The following is a 15,225-nucleotide window of genomic DNA, read 5'->3' as shown; positions in this document are numbered from 1 at the left end:
GCCTTCCCTGCGCGATGGTTGGACGGCTTATGCCGTGCTCTCCCGGGAGCCGAACTTTCCTTCTGGCCTCCCTCGCCTCGCGAATTGGATGATGCTGTCTGCCCGGTTGGGCTCGCACACACCTCCGCGAAAGCTTGACCGTAGCAACGACGGCCAGGACCACACGGTTTTGCCGTACGCGCATTCGCCATTTCGCCGCAGGGTTCGACGGCATCGTGCACGTAGCCATCGAAATACCGACGAGACGAACTTCACAGCGCCGCTCGTCCGCACGTGGCCACGGGCTCACAGGGACTACCCGCCCTGCCCGCACCTCTCATGCCGACGCTGCCGCGTCCATCGCAACCCGGCTCGCAATCAAGACGACAACGAGATCGCCCCTCAAGGATGAGCCGGGATGGCCGACACATACGACAAAACCGAATTTCGGTAAAGTGGAATATTTTTGCGCGCACGGCTTGACACCGGCGCAGGTCGGGCTGTCAGGGTGTTTCGTCTGACGGCGCAGCCCACCGGCGCCGCCGAGATGCCGGTGACGAGCCAAAAGGCCTGTGTGTCCGCTTGCGGCCACCCACGGGCCGCCTGCGACAATCCGAGTCTGCCGCGGACATAAAGACGCGACAATTGCGCGGCTTGTCGATTGCCCCTGCCCCTGATTCCCCCTCCCGGAGTTCCCATGTCTTCTGCCGACAAGCCGGCGACACGCCTTGCGACCAGGCTTGCCTTCCTCGTCGCGGGCTTCGGCATCGCGTGCTGGGCACCGCTGGTGCCGTTCGCGAAGGCGCGGCTCGCCGTCGACGACGGCATCCTCGGACTGCTCCTGCTCAGCCTCGGCATCGGCTCGGTCGTCGCGATGGTTCTGACCGGCGTGCTGAGCGCGCGCTATGGCAGCAAGCCGATCATCATTGCGGGCGGGCTCGGTCTTGCCCTAGTCCTGCCTCTGCTGACAATCGCGAGCTCGCCCATGACGCTGGCGCTGGCACTGCTCGCATTTGGCGCCGCGCTTGGCTCCATCGACGTCGCCATGAACATCCACGCGGTTGAGGTGGAGCGCGCCGCGGGACGTCCGCTGATGTCCGGCTTCCACGCGCTGTTCAGCATCGGCGGCTTCGCCGGGGCCGCGCTCGTGACCGCACTGCTCTCGCTGCAACTCGGTGCGCTCGCCTGCACACTGATCTGCTCCGTCCTGATGCTGATCGCGACGCTGGCAGCCTGGCCGCGGCTGCTTCGCTCCGTGCAGGTACAGGAGGGGCCGTTGTTCGTGTTGCCGCATGGCGCCGTGCTCCTGCTCGCGCTGCTTTGCGCCATCACCTTCCTCGTCGAAGGCGCGATGCTCGATTGGGGCGCGTTGCTCGTCATCGGCGCGGGTCTCGTTTCCGAAGCGCAAGGCGGGATCGGCTACATCGTGTTCTCGGTCGCCATGACGATCGGGCGGCTCGGCGGCGACGCCGTCGTCGCACGCATCGGAGACCGCAGGACATTGGTCTGGGGCAGCCTGATTGCGATCGCGGGTTTCGTGGTCCTGCTCACCGCTCCCGTCGTGGCGGTCGCCGTAGCCGGCTTTCTGCTGATCGGCCTCGGCGCATCGAACCTCGTGCCGGTGCTGTTCCGCCGGGCGGCGAGGCAGACGGTGATGCCCAGGGGGCTCGCCGTCGCGGCGATCACGACCGCCGGCTACGCCGGCGTTCTCGTCGGCCCCGCCGGTGTCGGCTTCGTCGCACGTCTTGGTGGATTGCCGATGGCGTTCTGGCTCCTGGCTGTGCTGATGGGCCTCGTCACGCTGTCGGCGCGGCGCGCCGACGGCTGAGCGGCCTCACAAATTGCTCAGCCCGATCGATTTGATCAGGGGCGCGAGGCTTGCGGATGTGGCCTCGACGATGCGCTGGAATTTGTCCGGGCCTGAATCGTTGTCCGGCTCCATGCCCTGGGCGCGATAGCTCGCCAGAAGCGCCGTATCGGCCATGGCGAGCCGCGTCGCCTGCGCGACCCGATCGATGATCGCATCGTCAGTGTCCTTGGGTGCGAACAGACCGAACCATCCCTCATACCGGATGCCGGGCATGCCGGATTCGACGGCGGTCGGGATCTCCGGCGCGCCGCTCAGCCGCGTTTCGGTGGTGACCGCAAGCAGCCTGACTTTCCCGGCTTGAGCCAGCTGCTGCAATTGAACGGACATGACGGCAATGACGAGCGATATCTGGCCGCTGACGAGGTCGTTGGTCGCCTGCGCGATGCCTCGATAGGGCACGTGGACGATGTCCAGCGCCCCGGCCTGCTGCTTGAAGGCTTCGCCGACCAGATGGTTTCCGGTGGCGATCCCCGGCGTGCCATAGGACAGCTTTCCCGGATTGGCTTTCGCATAGGTGATCAACTCGCGCAGGTTTGCGGCCGGCACCGAAGGATTGATGGCGAAAACCAGCGCGCTGTTGATCAGGCGGTAGATGGCGCGGAAATCGCCAACGGAATATCCGGGATTCGCCGACGTCATGGGAATGATGACCTGCGTGCTGCCGTTGCCGAGCAGCAGCGAATAGCCGTCGGGCTCCTCGCGCGCGACCGCCGCGGTCCCGATGGCGCCGCCCGCGCCACCGATATATTCGACGAAGGTCGGCCCCAGCAGCGACGGCATCCTGTCCACCCAGGGGCGCGCGATCTGGTCACCCGATCCGCCGGCTCCATAGGGAATCACCAAGCGAATGGGACGAGACGGATAATCGGCGGCTTGTCCGCTATGGGGAAGCGCGGCGAGCGCCGCTGCGCTTGTCAACGCGTGCACGAATTGTCGCCGCGTGAAAGAGGTCATGCTGGAAATTCCGGAAGTCGGCAGTCAATGTGGTGGCGGGACCGGCTCCCGGACCATGCCATCGCAGCAATCCGGCGTCACAGTCAATGCTCCATCCGGATGAAGCCCGGCGTCATCGCATCGTCACGTCGGCCTAACACGTTATTTTTCAAGCATTATTTCGGCGAGCCATTCGTCCACGCAGGGCTGCCAACCCTGCCCACTGCTTTCGGCCAGTTTACTGTACGCCTCGTTCTGGTAGACCAAAAAGTAATACCTTTTGACTCCCTTCGAGGGGGCGATGGCGCGTGCCAGATCGTAGCGAAGACTCGGCCATTTCCTTTGGGCCATTTCGACTGTTTCCGAAGTCCCGACTCTTGGAGAAGGAGGGCTCGCCGCTTCACGTCGGCGGCCGCGCTCTCGACATTCTCATCTTCCTTGCCGGACGCCCCGGAGAAGTCGTCGACAAGAGAGAGCTGGTCAAGCGCATCTGGGCTGGCGTCAATGTCGACGAGGGCAGCCTGCGCTTCCATGTCGCGGCGCTGCGCAAGGCGCTCGGCGACACCGGCAAGTCGGCCCGCTACGTCGTCAACGTGCCCGGCCGCGGCTATTGCTTTGTCGCCTCGTTCGCTCAAGCGGCTCCGCCGGCCGCCCCGCTCCCGGCTGAAGCCGCCCCTCCCCGCTCCCTGCCCGCTCAGCTCACCAGGATGGTCGGCCGGGAAGATGTCATCGAGAAGATTTCGAACGGACTTTCGCTCTATCGCTTCATGACCGTCGTCGGCCCGGGCGGCATCGGCAAGACCTCGGTCGCCGTCACCGTCGGGCATCGCCGGTCCCAGGATTTCGGCGGGCGAGTCTTCTTCGTCGATTTCGGTCCGCTGAGGGATGCCAGTCACATCGCGACCACGATTGCTTCGGCGCTCGGACTGACCATCAGCGCAGAGGATCCGACGCCGGCTCTGCTGACGCTTCTGAAGACCGGCCCGGCCCTGCTGATCTTCGACAGTTGCGAACATGTGCTGGATCATTTGGCGCCGCTCGTCGAGCGCATCGTTCGCGAGGCGCCGCAGCTTCGTGTTCTCGCAACCAGCCGCGAGTCGTTCCGCAGCGAAGGGGAGCGGATTTTTCGGCTGTTCCCGCTGGATTGTCCGCCCGAGCGCGAAGGGCTTGCTGTCGACGAGGTCCTTGCCTACCCCGCAGCTCAACTCTTTGTGGAGCGCATTGCGCAGAGCTCGGGCCCGTTCCAGCTCAGCGCGGAAGAGGCGCCGCTCGTCGCGAGCATCTGCCGACGTCTCGACGGCATCGCGCTGGCGATCGAGCTCGCGGCGGGCCGCGTCAATGCTTACGGCATCGCCGGCACGGCATCTCTGCTCGACAGCCGCTTTTCGCTGCAATGGCGCGGCCGGCGCACCGCCGTGCCACGGCACCAGACGCTCGCCGCGGCTCTCGACTGGAGCTACGACCTTCTGCCTGCCGCAGAGAGCGCCACGCTGCGACGCCTGTCGGTCTTTGCCGGGCCTTTCGCGCCGGAGGCGGCTGCGGCGATCGCGTCCGGTGACGGCCTCAACGCGTCCGAGACTCTCGAAGCGATCGACAGCCTGGTGACCAAATCGCTGATTTCGCCGTCCGGCTCGCGGACGCTGCGCTATCGGCTGCTCGACACCACGCGGACCTATGCATACGGAAAACTCAACGAGCTCGGCGAAGCCAGGCAGTTCGCGCGGCGTCATGCCGCGCATTTTCGCGATTTGTTCGAGCGCGCGGAGGCGGATATTTCGACGCCGCTGCCGGAATGGCTGAGCATCTATGGCGCAGAGCTGGACAATGTGCGTGCGGCGTTGGACTGGGCGTTCGGGCCCGACGGCGAGGCGACACTCGGTATCGCGCTGACGGCGGCCGCGGTCACGCTATGGGTGCGTCTTTCGCTGTTCGCGGAATGCCGTGAGCGCAGCAGAACGGCGCTCGCGGCGCTCGGAGACACCGCCGACGACGACCGCATCCGGATGCAGCTTCTGTCGGCGCTCGGATGGTCGCTGATGTATGGCGAGGGCCGCGCGCGCGAGGCGCGACCGATCCTCGAGACCACCCTGGAGCTTGCTGACAGGCTCGAGGACAAGGATTTTAGGCTGCGGGCGCTCTGGGGCTTGTGCATCGACCAGTTCAACAACGGGCAGTTCGGCAAAGCTCGTGCGCTCGCCGATCGCTTTGCGAATGCAGCCGCGAACTCGCCCGACAAGACCGATGTCATGCTGGGCGACCGGCTGATGGCCGTGGCGCTGCACTATCTCGGGGACCAGAACGAGGCGCGGCTGCGCATTGACCGGGTCAATGCATCGCTGCATGTGCTGGCGGAGAAGCCGAAGATCTTCCCGCTCGATCTGAGAATCTCGACCCAATATTTTCGGGCTCGCATCCTGTGGCTTCAGGGCCTGGCCGATCAGGCTCAGGCCCTCACGGCCAGGAACATCGAGGAAGGCCGGGCCAATGGCCACGCGCTGACCTTCTGCAGCGTGCTCGGACAGGCCGCCTGTCCGATCGCCTTCTGGTCCGGCGATTTCGACGCCGCGGAGCGTCACGGCGCCGAGCTGCTCGAACACACCGAACGCCACGCGATCCGGCTGTGGGGCCTGTGGGCACGCGCCTTCAACGCCGCAGTCATGGTCAAGCGCGGGGACGTCACGACCGGCCTGCCGCTGCTACGCGAGGAGCTCAATCGCGCCGGCGATGCGCGCTTCCTGCCGCGTTTTCTGCCCCTGCTCGGCGAGCTCGCCGCGTGTTCCGGAGAGGCCGACAAGGTTGATCGCGGCCTCGACGCGATCGAGGATGTCCTGACCCGCTGCAACGACCGGCAGGAGCTCTGGTATCTGCCGGAGTTGATCCGCATCAAGGGAGAGTTGATGCTCAGGAGCGCCCGGCATTCAGAGGATGCCGAGGCGCGTTTTCGCGAGGCCATGGCCATTGCCGGCCAGCAAGGCGCGCGCTTCTGGGAGCTGCGAAGCGCAGTCAGCCTGGCACGGTTGATGATCGGGGCTGGCCAGAGCGCGGAGGCTCTGGCGGTTCTCGATCATGTCTCCGGGGCGTTTGCCGAGGGCTCAGACTTCGCCGATATGCGCGTCGCCCGCGACCTGGTCGCGCAATTGCGAACCTGAACGCGCGCTAACTAGCCTAGCCTGCCGCTGCAGCCCCGCGCCGCGGCAGTTTCCAGTCGGGGCGGATGAAGTGGCAGGTGTACCCGTCCGGATAACGTTCGAGATAATCCTGATGCTCCGGCTCGGCTTCCCAGAATTCGCCCGCGGGCGCGACCTCGGTCACGACCTTGCCAGGCCAGAGACCGGACGCCTCGACGTCTGCAATCGTATCCTTTGCGACCCGCTTCTGTTCATCGCTCGTATAGAAGATCGCCGAGCGATAGCTCGTACCCAAATCATTGCCCTGGCGGTTGAGCGTGGTCGGATCGTGGATCTGGAAGAAGAACTCCAGCATGGTCCGAAAGCTGGTCTTGGCGGGATCGAAGGTGATCTCGATCGCTTCGGCATGACCTTCATGATTGCGGTAGGTGGCATTCTTCACCGCGCCGCCGGTGTAGCCGACGCGGGTGGAAACCACGCCCGGCTGCCTGCGGATCAGATCCTGCATGCCCCAGAAGCAGCCTCCGGCCAGAATTGCGCGTTCCGTTGTCATATCTCCACTCCCAATTGATCCGGCTGTCCGTTCTGCATCCGTCGCATTCTATGCTTATGGCGGCCCAGCCGAAAGCCGGGCATTTGTCCATCCGGTTCCTGTCGTGGAGGCCAAAGCTTCGACGACCTCAGCTTTCCCAACCAGAACCAGATGGACATAAATTAAGCCCGCCCTAGATCAGCTTGGCGTCAAGCGTGATCTCGGCGTTGAGCACCTTGGACACCGGGCAGTTCTTCTCGGCCTCGCCCGCGATCCTGGCGAAACCGGCGTCGTCGAGGTTCGGCACCTTGGCACGCAAGGTCAGCGCCGATTTGCTGATCTTGAAGCCTTTGCCTTCGGGCTCGAGGCTGACCGCGGCTTCCGTCGACAGCTCGTCCGGCGTGAAGCCGGCGAGCTGCAGGCCGAAGGCCAGCGCCATGGTGAAGCAGCCGGCATGGGCCGCCGCGATCAACTCCTCGGGATTGGTCCCCTTCTCGTTCTCGAAGCGGGTCTTGAAGGAATAAGGCGTCGCGGCGAGCACGCCGGATTCGCTCGACAGTTGACCGGTGCCATCACGTCCGGTGCCCTTCCAGACTGCTGTTGCCTTGCGGATCATCTCAATTCTCCTGGTTGATTTTTTAGCACCGGCGCTCGGTACCGGACGAAAGCGACATTGGCACGACCGCCTGTCGCCGTTCCAACCGGCCGAACGCCGCAGCGGTTCCGTCATTCTTGCTTTGACGCGTTTTTTCACGCGAACCGGTATCCACTTCGATCGAAAACGCGCTAGCTACCGATCTGTCCGACGTGGAAGCCAAGCCGGTTCTCGACGTCACCGGCGCGGTGGAAGCCGCGCGACATCAGCGCCTTGATGCGGGTCTGGCTCGCGGGGCGGCCGAGCGAGGCCAGGAACGCGTCCCATTCCGGCTTGATCTCGATATCCGGCGGCAGGCTTGCGACGTCGACGAGGCGCTTGGTCTCGGCAATCGCCTCCTTGTCGAAAGACGCGATGCGCATGGCGAGCGCCTCGACGAAGCCGTCGAGCTCTGCATCGGGCAACGACCGGTTCACATAGCCGTAACGTTCGGCGAGATCGCCGTGAATGTCGTCGGCGCCGAGCAGAACTTCGAGCGCGCGGCCGCGGCCCATCAGGCGCGGCAACCGCGCCATCGGCCCGCCGCCGGGCACCAGGCCCGCACCGACCTCCCATTGCGACAGAATCGCCTTTTCGCGGCTGGCAAAGCGCATATCGCTCGCGAGCGCCAGTTCGCTGCCGACACCGGTCGCGCGGCCCCTGATCGAGGCAATCGAAACGACCGGCGCGCGGCTGAGACGCACCAGCATGTCGGGCAGCGCCTGCAGGCCGGTTGGCCCGGGCGGGATCCGAAGCGAAACCTCCAGCGGCGCGAGGAAGTCGTAATGCGTGATGAAGAAGCCTTCGACGGCACTGTCGAACACCACGACCTTCACCTCAGGATCGGTCTCGATCGCCGTGACGACGTCGTCGAGAAGCGGAAGCTGCTTGGGGCCGAAGATATTGACGGGAGGCATGTCGAAGGTGACACGCCAATACGACGGCAGCCGACGTTCCACGCGGATTTGGTCGGTCGTGAATGTGCGTTCGGGGCGGTTCATGATTTGCATTCCTGGTTTGTGGGGAAAGAAGGGAACGCGCGGAAGTGCGCGTCCTCGCAGGTCTCAGATCGACTGACGCAGCGGTCGAAAAGCGGTGCGCATTTCCGCGCAGAACAACGCAGGCTGCTCCCAGGCCGCGAAATGGCCGCCCTTGTCCAGACGGTTGTAGTGCATCAGCTTCGGATAGGCCTTCTCGGTCCAGCTGCGCGGCGCGGCGTAGATCTCGTCCGGGAAAACGCTGACGGCGACCGGGATCTTGATGTGCTTGGGCTCGAAGAACACCAGCTTGTTCTCCCAGTACAGCCGCGCCGACGACACCGCGGTGTTGGTGAGCCAGTAGAGCGCGATGTTGTCGATCACGTCGTCCCGCGACAGCCCTTCCGTCTTGCCGTCGAACACCCGAGCGATCATCGCGGTGCTGCGCGCATCATGGTCGAGCATCCAGGACGCGAGGCCCGCCGGCGAATCCACCAGGCCGTAAAGCGTCTGCGGCCGGTTGGACATCTCGATCGCGTAGCCGAGACCGTGCTTGTAGAAATCATCGAGCTGATCGTAAGCGTAGCGCTCGTCGGTCGAGAGGTTCGACGGCCGCGATCCGCCGGGCTGAAGCGCCTTGGCGATGTCGTCCGGAACGGTCGCCGGCATGTTGGTATGGATCCCGAGCAGCTCGGGCGGCGCGATCACCGCCATCTGCTCCGTCACGGCATTGCCCCAATCGCCGCCTTGCGCGACATAGCGGTTGTAGCCGAGCCGCTTCATCAGCACGATCCAGGCACGCGCGACGCGCTGGGGATCCCAGCCCAATTCCGTCGGCTTGCCCGAAAAACCGTGACCGGGCAACGAGGGGATCACGAGATCGAAGGCGCCCGCCGCCGTCGCGCCGTGTGCGGTGGGGTCGGTAAGCGGGCCGACGATCTTCATTTGCTCGATAATCGAACCGGGCCAGCCATGCGTGACGATCATCGGCAATGCATTCTCGTGCCTGGAGCGGACGTGAATGAAGTGGATGTCGACGTCGTCGATGTCCGTGACGAATTGCGGCAAGGCATTCAGCCGCGCCTCCATCTTGCGCCAGTCGTAGTCGTTCTGCCAGTAACGCATGAGCTGCTGCACCGTCGTCAGTTGCACGCCTTGCGATTGATCGGCAACGATCTCACGATCCGGCCAGCGCGTCGCCGCGAGACGGCGACGAAGATCAAGCAGATCCTGCTCGGGCACGCTGATGTGGAACGGGCGAACCGCCCCGCTCACGCCCGCCTTCGCGGAATGCAGCGGCAGCAGGCTCGATACGCTTGCGGCAACTGCGGTCATCGCGGCCTGGGTCAACAGTTGACGGCGGTCTGGATTGAGAATGTCGGTACGTGCTTGCGTGGTCATGATCGATCTCCCTGACTTTGGTCGGTGGCGCTGATCGAATTCGACATCAACGCCTCGGTTCGTCATGCAGAGAGATTGGCGCAGGCCCAGGCAATTTACTCGTTATGGGTTGTTAGACCGCGTTAGCCGTTGCGAGCCGCGCGAGAACGAGCAGAGCGATCGGCGATCCGCGATGCGCGCCGCCAAAGCAACACGGCGCGCGATGAACTCAGTCATCGCGCGCCGCGTCGGCTTGCATCAGTCGAAGAATCCGTGCTGTCCGGCTCAGGATGGCAGCGGCTGGCCCGCCTGCTCGCGGACGATATAATCGGCGTACCAATCGGCCCAGTTCTCATCGTGCCCGCCGGTCTGCTTTTCGTGCTCGCCATGTGCCACCGCCGCGCGGCGCAGTGCTGCGGCCAGCGCAGCCTGCGAAGCGAATGTCGTGCCGTCGCCCGCGATCCGTCCCGGCAATCGCGACGTGACCTCCTGGAACAGCCAGCCATTGCCGTCAGGATCGCTGAACGAGGCATATGAGCCGTAGCTGCCGCGCTTCGGGTCAGCACCGCTCACCCGAACGCTGCCGGAGAGATAAGGCTCGTCGGTCCCGGCGTGAACATCGCCGGCACCGTGGAATGGAGCGCTGACCTCGATGCCGCGGTCGATCAGATCCGTTCGCGCCGCCTCCAGATCGGAGACGATCAGGTACAAGCCTCGCGCCGAGCCCGGCGCTGCCGCGGTCACGTTCCTGCCGAAGATCACCGAGCAGGCCGAGCCCGGCGGCGTGAACTGGATTACGCGCCAGTCATCGCCAGAGGCAAAATCGGCGTCCAGTCGCCAACCGAGGCGCGCGTAGAAGGCCTTGGCGCGATCGACATCGGACACGGGGATCACGATCACCTCGAGCCTCTGATCAACGCTAGGCGATGTTGAAAGCTTGTTCGCAAATTTATCAGAAGACTTGTTGGAAGGCTTGGCCGCGGCGTCGCGGTCGATTTCGGTAGTGGCCATGTCGAACTCCCTGGGTTGGATCTAAGACGAGCTTCAAACAGCTGCGATCGGCATCACGATCGTTACACGTGTGCCGTCTTCTCCCGCCTCGCCCTGCAGCCGGGCGTGAATGCTGCGTGCGAGTCCTTCGAGAATCCGGCTGCCGGTGCCCTGAAGCGGCCCGGTAGCGCCGATCCCGTTGTCGGCCACTGTGCAGAACCAGGCGCCATCACGATTGGCCATCTCGATGCGGATCAGCGCATCATTCCTGTTTGGGAAGGCGTGCTTGGCCGCATTCGTCACCAGCTCCGTCAGCATCAGCGCAAGCCGATGGCATTGCGACGCCGGCAGCGTGCCGCTTTCGATCGCCGCCTCGCAGCGGATGCCCGCCGGCTCCAGCACGGCCTCGGAAATCGCTCCGCACAGGTTTTCGAAGAAGGCCGCCACCGGGATCGCCGTATGGTCGTCATTGTCGGATAACAGTTGATAGAGCCTGCCGAAGGCGACGATGCGCCGCTCGAGCCGGTCCGCTGCGAGCGACACGTCCCTGGTGCCCGTCCGGGTGAAGTCGCGGCGGACTGACGCACCCAGTATCGTCAGCGTGTTCTTCATCCGATGGTGGGATTCCCGCAGCACCAGCTCCCAGTCACGCGACTGATCGTCAAGACTGGCCACAAATTGAGATCGAACGACGTCGTCATTCGGCCGAGCATTGATACCGGACATCGTAGCCTCCCCGTTGAAATTAGCGTCAAACTCGGAACGGATACTGGATGCAGTTCGCGCGCATTGCTCGTTAGACGTTGCAAGATTCTGTTATGATGAGGGTACGACGACCGGACTCCGAAGTGTGAGCGGGCGGTCAGCCACGCTGCCGGGGTTGTCCCGATCGCTTCGCAAGATGCTCGCGTTTGAGTACAATTTGCGACGGATCGTCGCGCGCGAGCGGCCAGTTGCCGGCACCCTCCACGCGATTTCGCCACTTTCGACCAGTTTACTCAGGGTTCCCTTCTGGTAGATCAAAGTGCAGAGTTCAGCTCTTTCACTGGAATGATTGGCCCGTGCCGGACACTAACGACCAGGATTCGGCCATTGCTTTCGGGCCATTCCGGCTGTTCGCAAAGACGCGGCTGCTCGAGAAGGACGGCGCCCCGGTTCACCTCGGCGGCCGTGCGCTCGACATTCTCGTTTTTCTCGCCGAGCGCGCCGGCGAGGTCGTGGACAAGCGTGAGTTGATCCGGCGGGTCTGGGCCGACGTGAATGTGGACGAAGGCAGCCTGCGCTTTCACATCACGACACTGCGCAAGGCCTTGGGCGATCCGGGCGAAGGCTCCCGCTACGTCGTCAACGTCCCCGGACGGGGTTATTGCTTCACGGCCGCGCTGCTCCGGGCTGCCCCATCGGAGAACCGGACCAGCGTGCCCGTTGCTGCGGCGCGCTCGCTGCCCTCGCCGCTTTCGAAGATGATCGGGCGGGACGATGCGGTCGCGAAAATTTCCGCCGAGCTTGCCTTGCATCGCTTCGTCACGATCGTCGGCCCCGGCGGGATCGGCAAGACCTCGGTCGCACTGGCCGTGGCCCATGGCGAGCTCCAGGCTTTCGACGGCCAGGTGTGTTTTGTCGATTTCGGCGCACTCAGGGAGACCCGGCTCGTTGCGGGAACGATTGCGGCCGCGCTGGGCCTGACAGTCAATTCCGACGATCCGATGCCGGGGTTGCTGACGTTCCTGCGCAGCCGGCGGATGCTGTTGGTCTTCGACAGTTGCGAGCACATCCTCGACGATCTCGCCCCTCTGGCGGAGCGTATCGTCCGGGAAGCAGGCGGGCTGCATATTCTCGCCACCAGCCGCGAATCCTTCCGCGCCGAGGGTGAGCGTGTCCATCGGCTGTTTCCGCTGGATTGCCCGCCACAGCGCGACGGACTCGGCATCGCCGACATCCTTGCCTATCCCGCAACTCAGCTCTTCGTGGAACGCATTGCAGAGAGCCTGAGCGAGTTCGAGCTCAGCGAAGAGGATGCGCCGCTCGTGGCCGATATCTGCCGTCGGCTGGACGGCATCGCGCTCGCGATCGAGCTCGCGGCCGGGCGTGTGAACGCCTACGGCATTGCCGGGACCGCCTCGCTGCTCGACAGCCGTTTCTCACTGCTCTGGCGCGGGCGGCGCACCGCTGTCCCGCGGCACCACACCCTGAGTGCGGCGCTCGCCTGGAGCTATGATTTGCTGCCGGCGACCGAAAGCGCAACGCTGCGCGGATTGTCGGCGTTCGTCGGGCCGTTCACGCTGGAAGCCGCGCTTGCGGTCTCGTCCTGTCAGGGCATCGGCGAAGCAGAAGCCGCCGAGGCGATCTCCAATCTGCTTTCCAAATCGCTGATCGCGACCTCGCCTGCGGAGCGGCGGCTGCGCTATCGCCTGCTCGACACCACACGCGCCTTTGTCGCGGACAAGCTCGTCGAGAACGGCGAAGCTGACCGCGTCGCACGCGCCCACGCCGAATATTTTCGCGATTTCCTGCGCGACATCGCGCTCCAATCCACGGGTATGCAGAGCGCCGACGGCTTCCTTCCCTATGCCGACCACCTGCCCAATGTTCGGGCCGCGCTGACCTGGAGCTTTTCAGACGGCGGGGACCGAATGATCGGCGTGGATCTGGCGGCGTCAGCGGCGCAATTCTTTCTCGAGCTGACATTGCTGACGGAATGCTACCACTGGACCCAGCAGGCGCTGGCGTCCCCCGATGCGAGCGCGGTGGATGGCCGCAATGAAATGATCTTGCAGGCCGCGCTCGGCGTCTCCGCGATGTTCACGCAGGGCAATACCGAAGCGGTCCGTTCGGCATTCACGCGCAGTCTCCGGCTTGCCCGGGAGCTCCAGGATCTGCACTGGCAGCTCTGGCTGCTGCGCGGATTACACATCTACCTGACCAGGGTCGGGGATTTTCACGGTGCACTCGGGACCGGCGAACAGGGCGAGAGCGTCGCGCGGAAGCTGAACGATCCCGCCAGCACGTTGAACGTCGAGTGGATGCTGGGCGTCGCTCATCATTTGATCGGCAACCAGGAGAAGGCGGTGCAGCTCTGCGAGAGCGCGATGTTGCATAATCCCGGCTCGCAGCGGCTGAATATCGGGCATCTCGGCTATGACGACCGCATCGTCGCACTGGTGGCGCTGGCACGCGGTCTTTGGCTCACCGGCCGGCCCGATCGTGCGATCGAGGCGTCCAGATACACCGTTCGCGAAGCCGAGCTGCTCGAGCAACCGCTCACTCTCGGTATTTCCTTGATCTGGACCATCTACGTGTTCCTCTGGGTCGGCGACTTGGCCAATGCGGAAATCCTCATCGAGCGGCTGATCGATCATTCCGCGCGGCACTTCCTCGGGCCCTATCACGCGGTCGGCATCGGCCAGAAGGGTGAGCTGCTGCTTCGCCGCGGCGACGTCGCCGCCGGCATCGAGCACCTCCGCCGCAGCCAGGCCACGCTGTACGCGACGCGACACCGGATCATGACGACGGTATTTGCGACCGCGCTCGCGGAGGGACTCGTGGCGCAGAACCTGGCCGACGAAGCCTTGCAGACCATCAATGGTGCCATCGCGGAGATCCCCGCTCATAGCGAATCCTTCGACATGCCCGAGATGCTCAGGGTCAAGGGCGACATCCTCGCGCGGTCGGGCAATGCCGCGGAGGCCGAAAGCTGTTTCCGGGACTCGCTCGATCTGTCACGCCGCCAATGCGCGCTCGGCTGGGAGCTGCGGGGGGCAATCAGTCTCGGCCGGGTCTGGCGCCAGGCCGGAAAGGCCGGAGATGCACGCGCCCTGCTCGCCCCCCTTGTCTCGCGGTACCAGGAAGGCCTCCAGACTCGTGATCTCGTCGCCGCCAGGGAGCTCCTTACGGCGCTGAATTGAGAGTATCTTCAATGGGATACTGCGAGGATATCCGCTCGCAACTCCTAACAAATTCTAACACGCCAAGCCGCATCCGCCCCGCCATGGTGGTGGCACTTCATGGTGGATTTGGCGGGACATGGCGCTTCTTGACGATGTAATTGATGCCAGCGGCGGAATGGCCCGCTGGAATAGCTTGAGCCGGTTCACGCTTCACCTCTCCGTCGCCGGAACGCTGTTCTCCAGCACCGGACATGCCAGCGAGTTCAAGGACGTGACGGCGGAGGGTTCGACCCGCACCCAGTCGGTCCGCTTCACCGGCATCACCGGAGGCGAACACTCCGGCTCTTTTCAGCCGGACGCGATCACGATCGAAAGCCTCGAGGGTGAGATCCTGCGGACCTGGCGCAATCCAAGCCTCGCGTTCACCGAGGCCGGTTCGCCCACGCTGGTGGACGAACTGCATCTCGTCTTCTTCTGCGGCGTCGCGATCTGGAATTATCTGACCAATCCATTCCTGCTCGCTCATCCAGATGTCGTGGTGGAGGAACTGCCACCGTGGCAGGAGAACAACGAGTCATGGCGGCGGTTGCGGGCGCAGTTCCCGCCGGGCCTGATCACGCTCGCGCCCGAGCAGATCTTCTATTTCGACGACAACGCGTTGCAACGGCGGACCGATCACGATCTGTTCGGGATCAAGGTCGCGCATTACTCCTGGGCCCATGACAGCTTCGGCGGCATCGTGGTGCCGACGCTCCGACGCGCGCAGACGCTGCGGCCCGACGGAACCGTGGTCGCCAAGCCCGTGCTGATGGACGTCGAGATCTTTGACGCCGTCTTCGAGTAGCGGCACGCGCGACATCTCCGTGCTCTCAACGCCTAACAATACATAACGAGCCAACAGCCGGCCTTGAGTGC

Annotated in this window: 11 protein-coding genes; 4 read left to right on the top strand and 7 right to left on the bottom strand. The window is 64.4% G+C overall.

Features of this window, described 5'->3' with window-relative positions; translation table 11 throughout:
- Nucleotides 1-676: 676 nt before the first annotated feature.
- A complete protein-coding gene (locus AC0L3P_RS32130) occupies nt 677-1,807 on the top strand; it encodes an MFS transporter (RefSeq protein ID WP_473308218.1) in 1,131 nt (376 codons plus the stop codon).
- A 6-nt stretch (nt 1,808-1,813) separates the two neighbouring features.
- Here the strand turns inward: AC0L3P_RS32130 and AC0L3P_RS32125 are convergent, their stop codons facing one another.
- The gene (locus tag AC0L3P_RS32125) at nt 1,814-2,803 is read right to left on the bottom strand and encodes a Bug family tripartite tricarboxylate transporter substrate binding protein (protein ID WP_473308216.1); all 990 of its coding nucleotides are present in this window, start codon (nt 2,801-2,803) and stop codon (nt 1,814-1,816) included.
- Nucleotides 2,804-3,090: 287 nt separating this feature from the next.
- Here AC0L3P_RS32125 and AC0L3P_RS32120 point away from each other — a divergent pair, with 287 nt between their 5' ends.
- Nucleotides 3,091-5,931 (top strand): ATP-binding protein, encoded by a 2,841-nt coding sequence (locus AC0L3P_RS32120; RefSeq protein WP_473308214.1) that lies wholly within the window; start codon nt 3,091-3,093, stop codon nt 5,929-5,931.
- 16 nt (nt 5,932-5,947) lie between these two features.
- On the opposite strand, the gene msrA is transcribed toward AC0L3P_RS32120, so the two are convergent.
- The 6 genes from msrA to AC0L3P_RS32090 all read right to left on the bottom strand — a co-directional run bounded on the left by msrA (nt 5,948) and on the right by AC0L3P_RS32090 (nt 11,149).
- Nucleotides 5,948-6,463 carry a peptide-methionine (S)-S-oxide reductase MsrA gene (gene msrA / locus AC0L3P_RS32115; RefSeq protein ID WP_275173282.1) on the bottom strand — a complete coding sequence of 172 codons (516 nt, stop codon included), beginning with the start codon at nt 6,461-6,463 and terminating at the stop codon, nt 5,948-5,950.
- Between the two features lie 172 nt (nt 6,464-6,635).
- Complete coding sequence (locus AC0L3P_RS32110; RefSeq protein WP_275173283.1) at nt 6,636-7,058, bottom strand: OsmC family protein; 423 nt, start codon at nt 7,056-7,058, stop codon at nt 6,636-6,638.
- Nucleotides 7,059-7,228: 170 nt separating this feature from the next.
- Nucleotides 7,229-8,077, bottom strand: a complete 849-nt coding sequence (locus tag AC0L3P_RS32105; RefSeq protein WP_354065478.1) for an enoyl-CoA hydratase/isomerase family protein — start codon at nt 8,075-8,077, stop codon at nt 7,229-7,231.
- Between the two features lie 63 nt (nt 8,078-8,140).
- Nucleotides 8,141-9,454: an epoxide hydrolase family protein gene (locus AC0L3P_RS32100; RefSeq protein WP_473308209.1), complete on the bottom strand. Its 1,314-nt coding sequence runs from the start codon at nt 9,452-9,454 to the stop codon at nt 8,141-8,143.
- A 264-nt stretch (nt 9,455-9,718) separates the two neighbouring features.
- On the bottom strand, nt 9,719-10,444 hold the full coding sequence (locus AC0L3P_RS32095) for a VOC family protein (protein ID WP_473308207.1): 726 nt from the start codon (nt 10,442-10,444) through the stop codon (nt 9,719-9,721).
- A 33-nt stretch (nt 10,445-10,477) separates the two neighbouring features.
- Complete coding sequence (locus tag AC0L3P_RS32090) at nt 10,478-11,149, bottom strand: sensor histidine kinase (protein WP_473308205.1); 672 nt, start codon at nt 11,147-11,149, stop codon at nt 10,478-10,480.
- A gap of 335 nt (nt 11,150-11,484) precedes the next feature.
- Between AC0L3P_RS32090 and AC0L3P_RS32085 the strand changes: the two genes are divergently transcribed.
- Together AC0L3P_RS32085 and AC0L3P_RS32080 are read left to right on the top strand one after the other, a co-directional pair.
- Entirely contained in the window at nt 11,485-14,328 is a 2,844-nt protein-coding gene (locus AC0L3P_RS32085; RefSeq protein ID WP_473308203.1) for an ATP-binding protein, read from the top strand.
- A 118-nt stretch (nt 14,329-14,446) separates the two neighbouring features.
- Entirely contained in the window at nt 14,447-15,154 is a 708-nt protein-coding gene (locus tag AC0L3P_RS32080) for a hypothetical protein (RefSeq protein WP_473308201.1), read from the top strand.
- The last annotated feature ends 71 nt before the right edge of the window (nt 15,155-15,225 follow it).

It is taken from the genome of Bradyrhizobium sp. WSM4874, from assembly GCF_055811835.1.
Note: the sequence above shows the minus strand (reverse complement) of the source record. Positions and strands in the feature narration are given on the sequence as shown.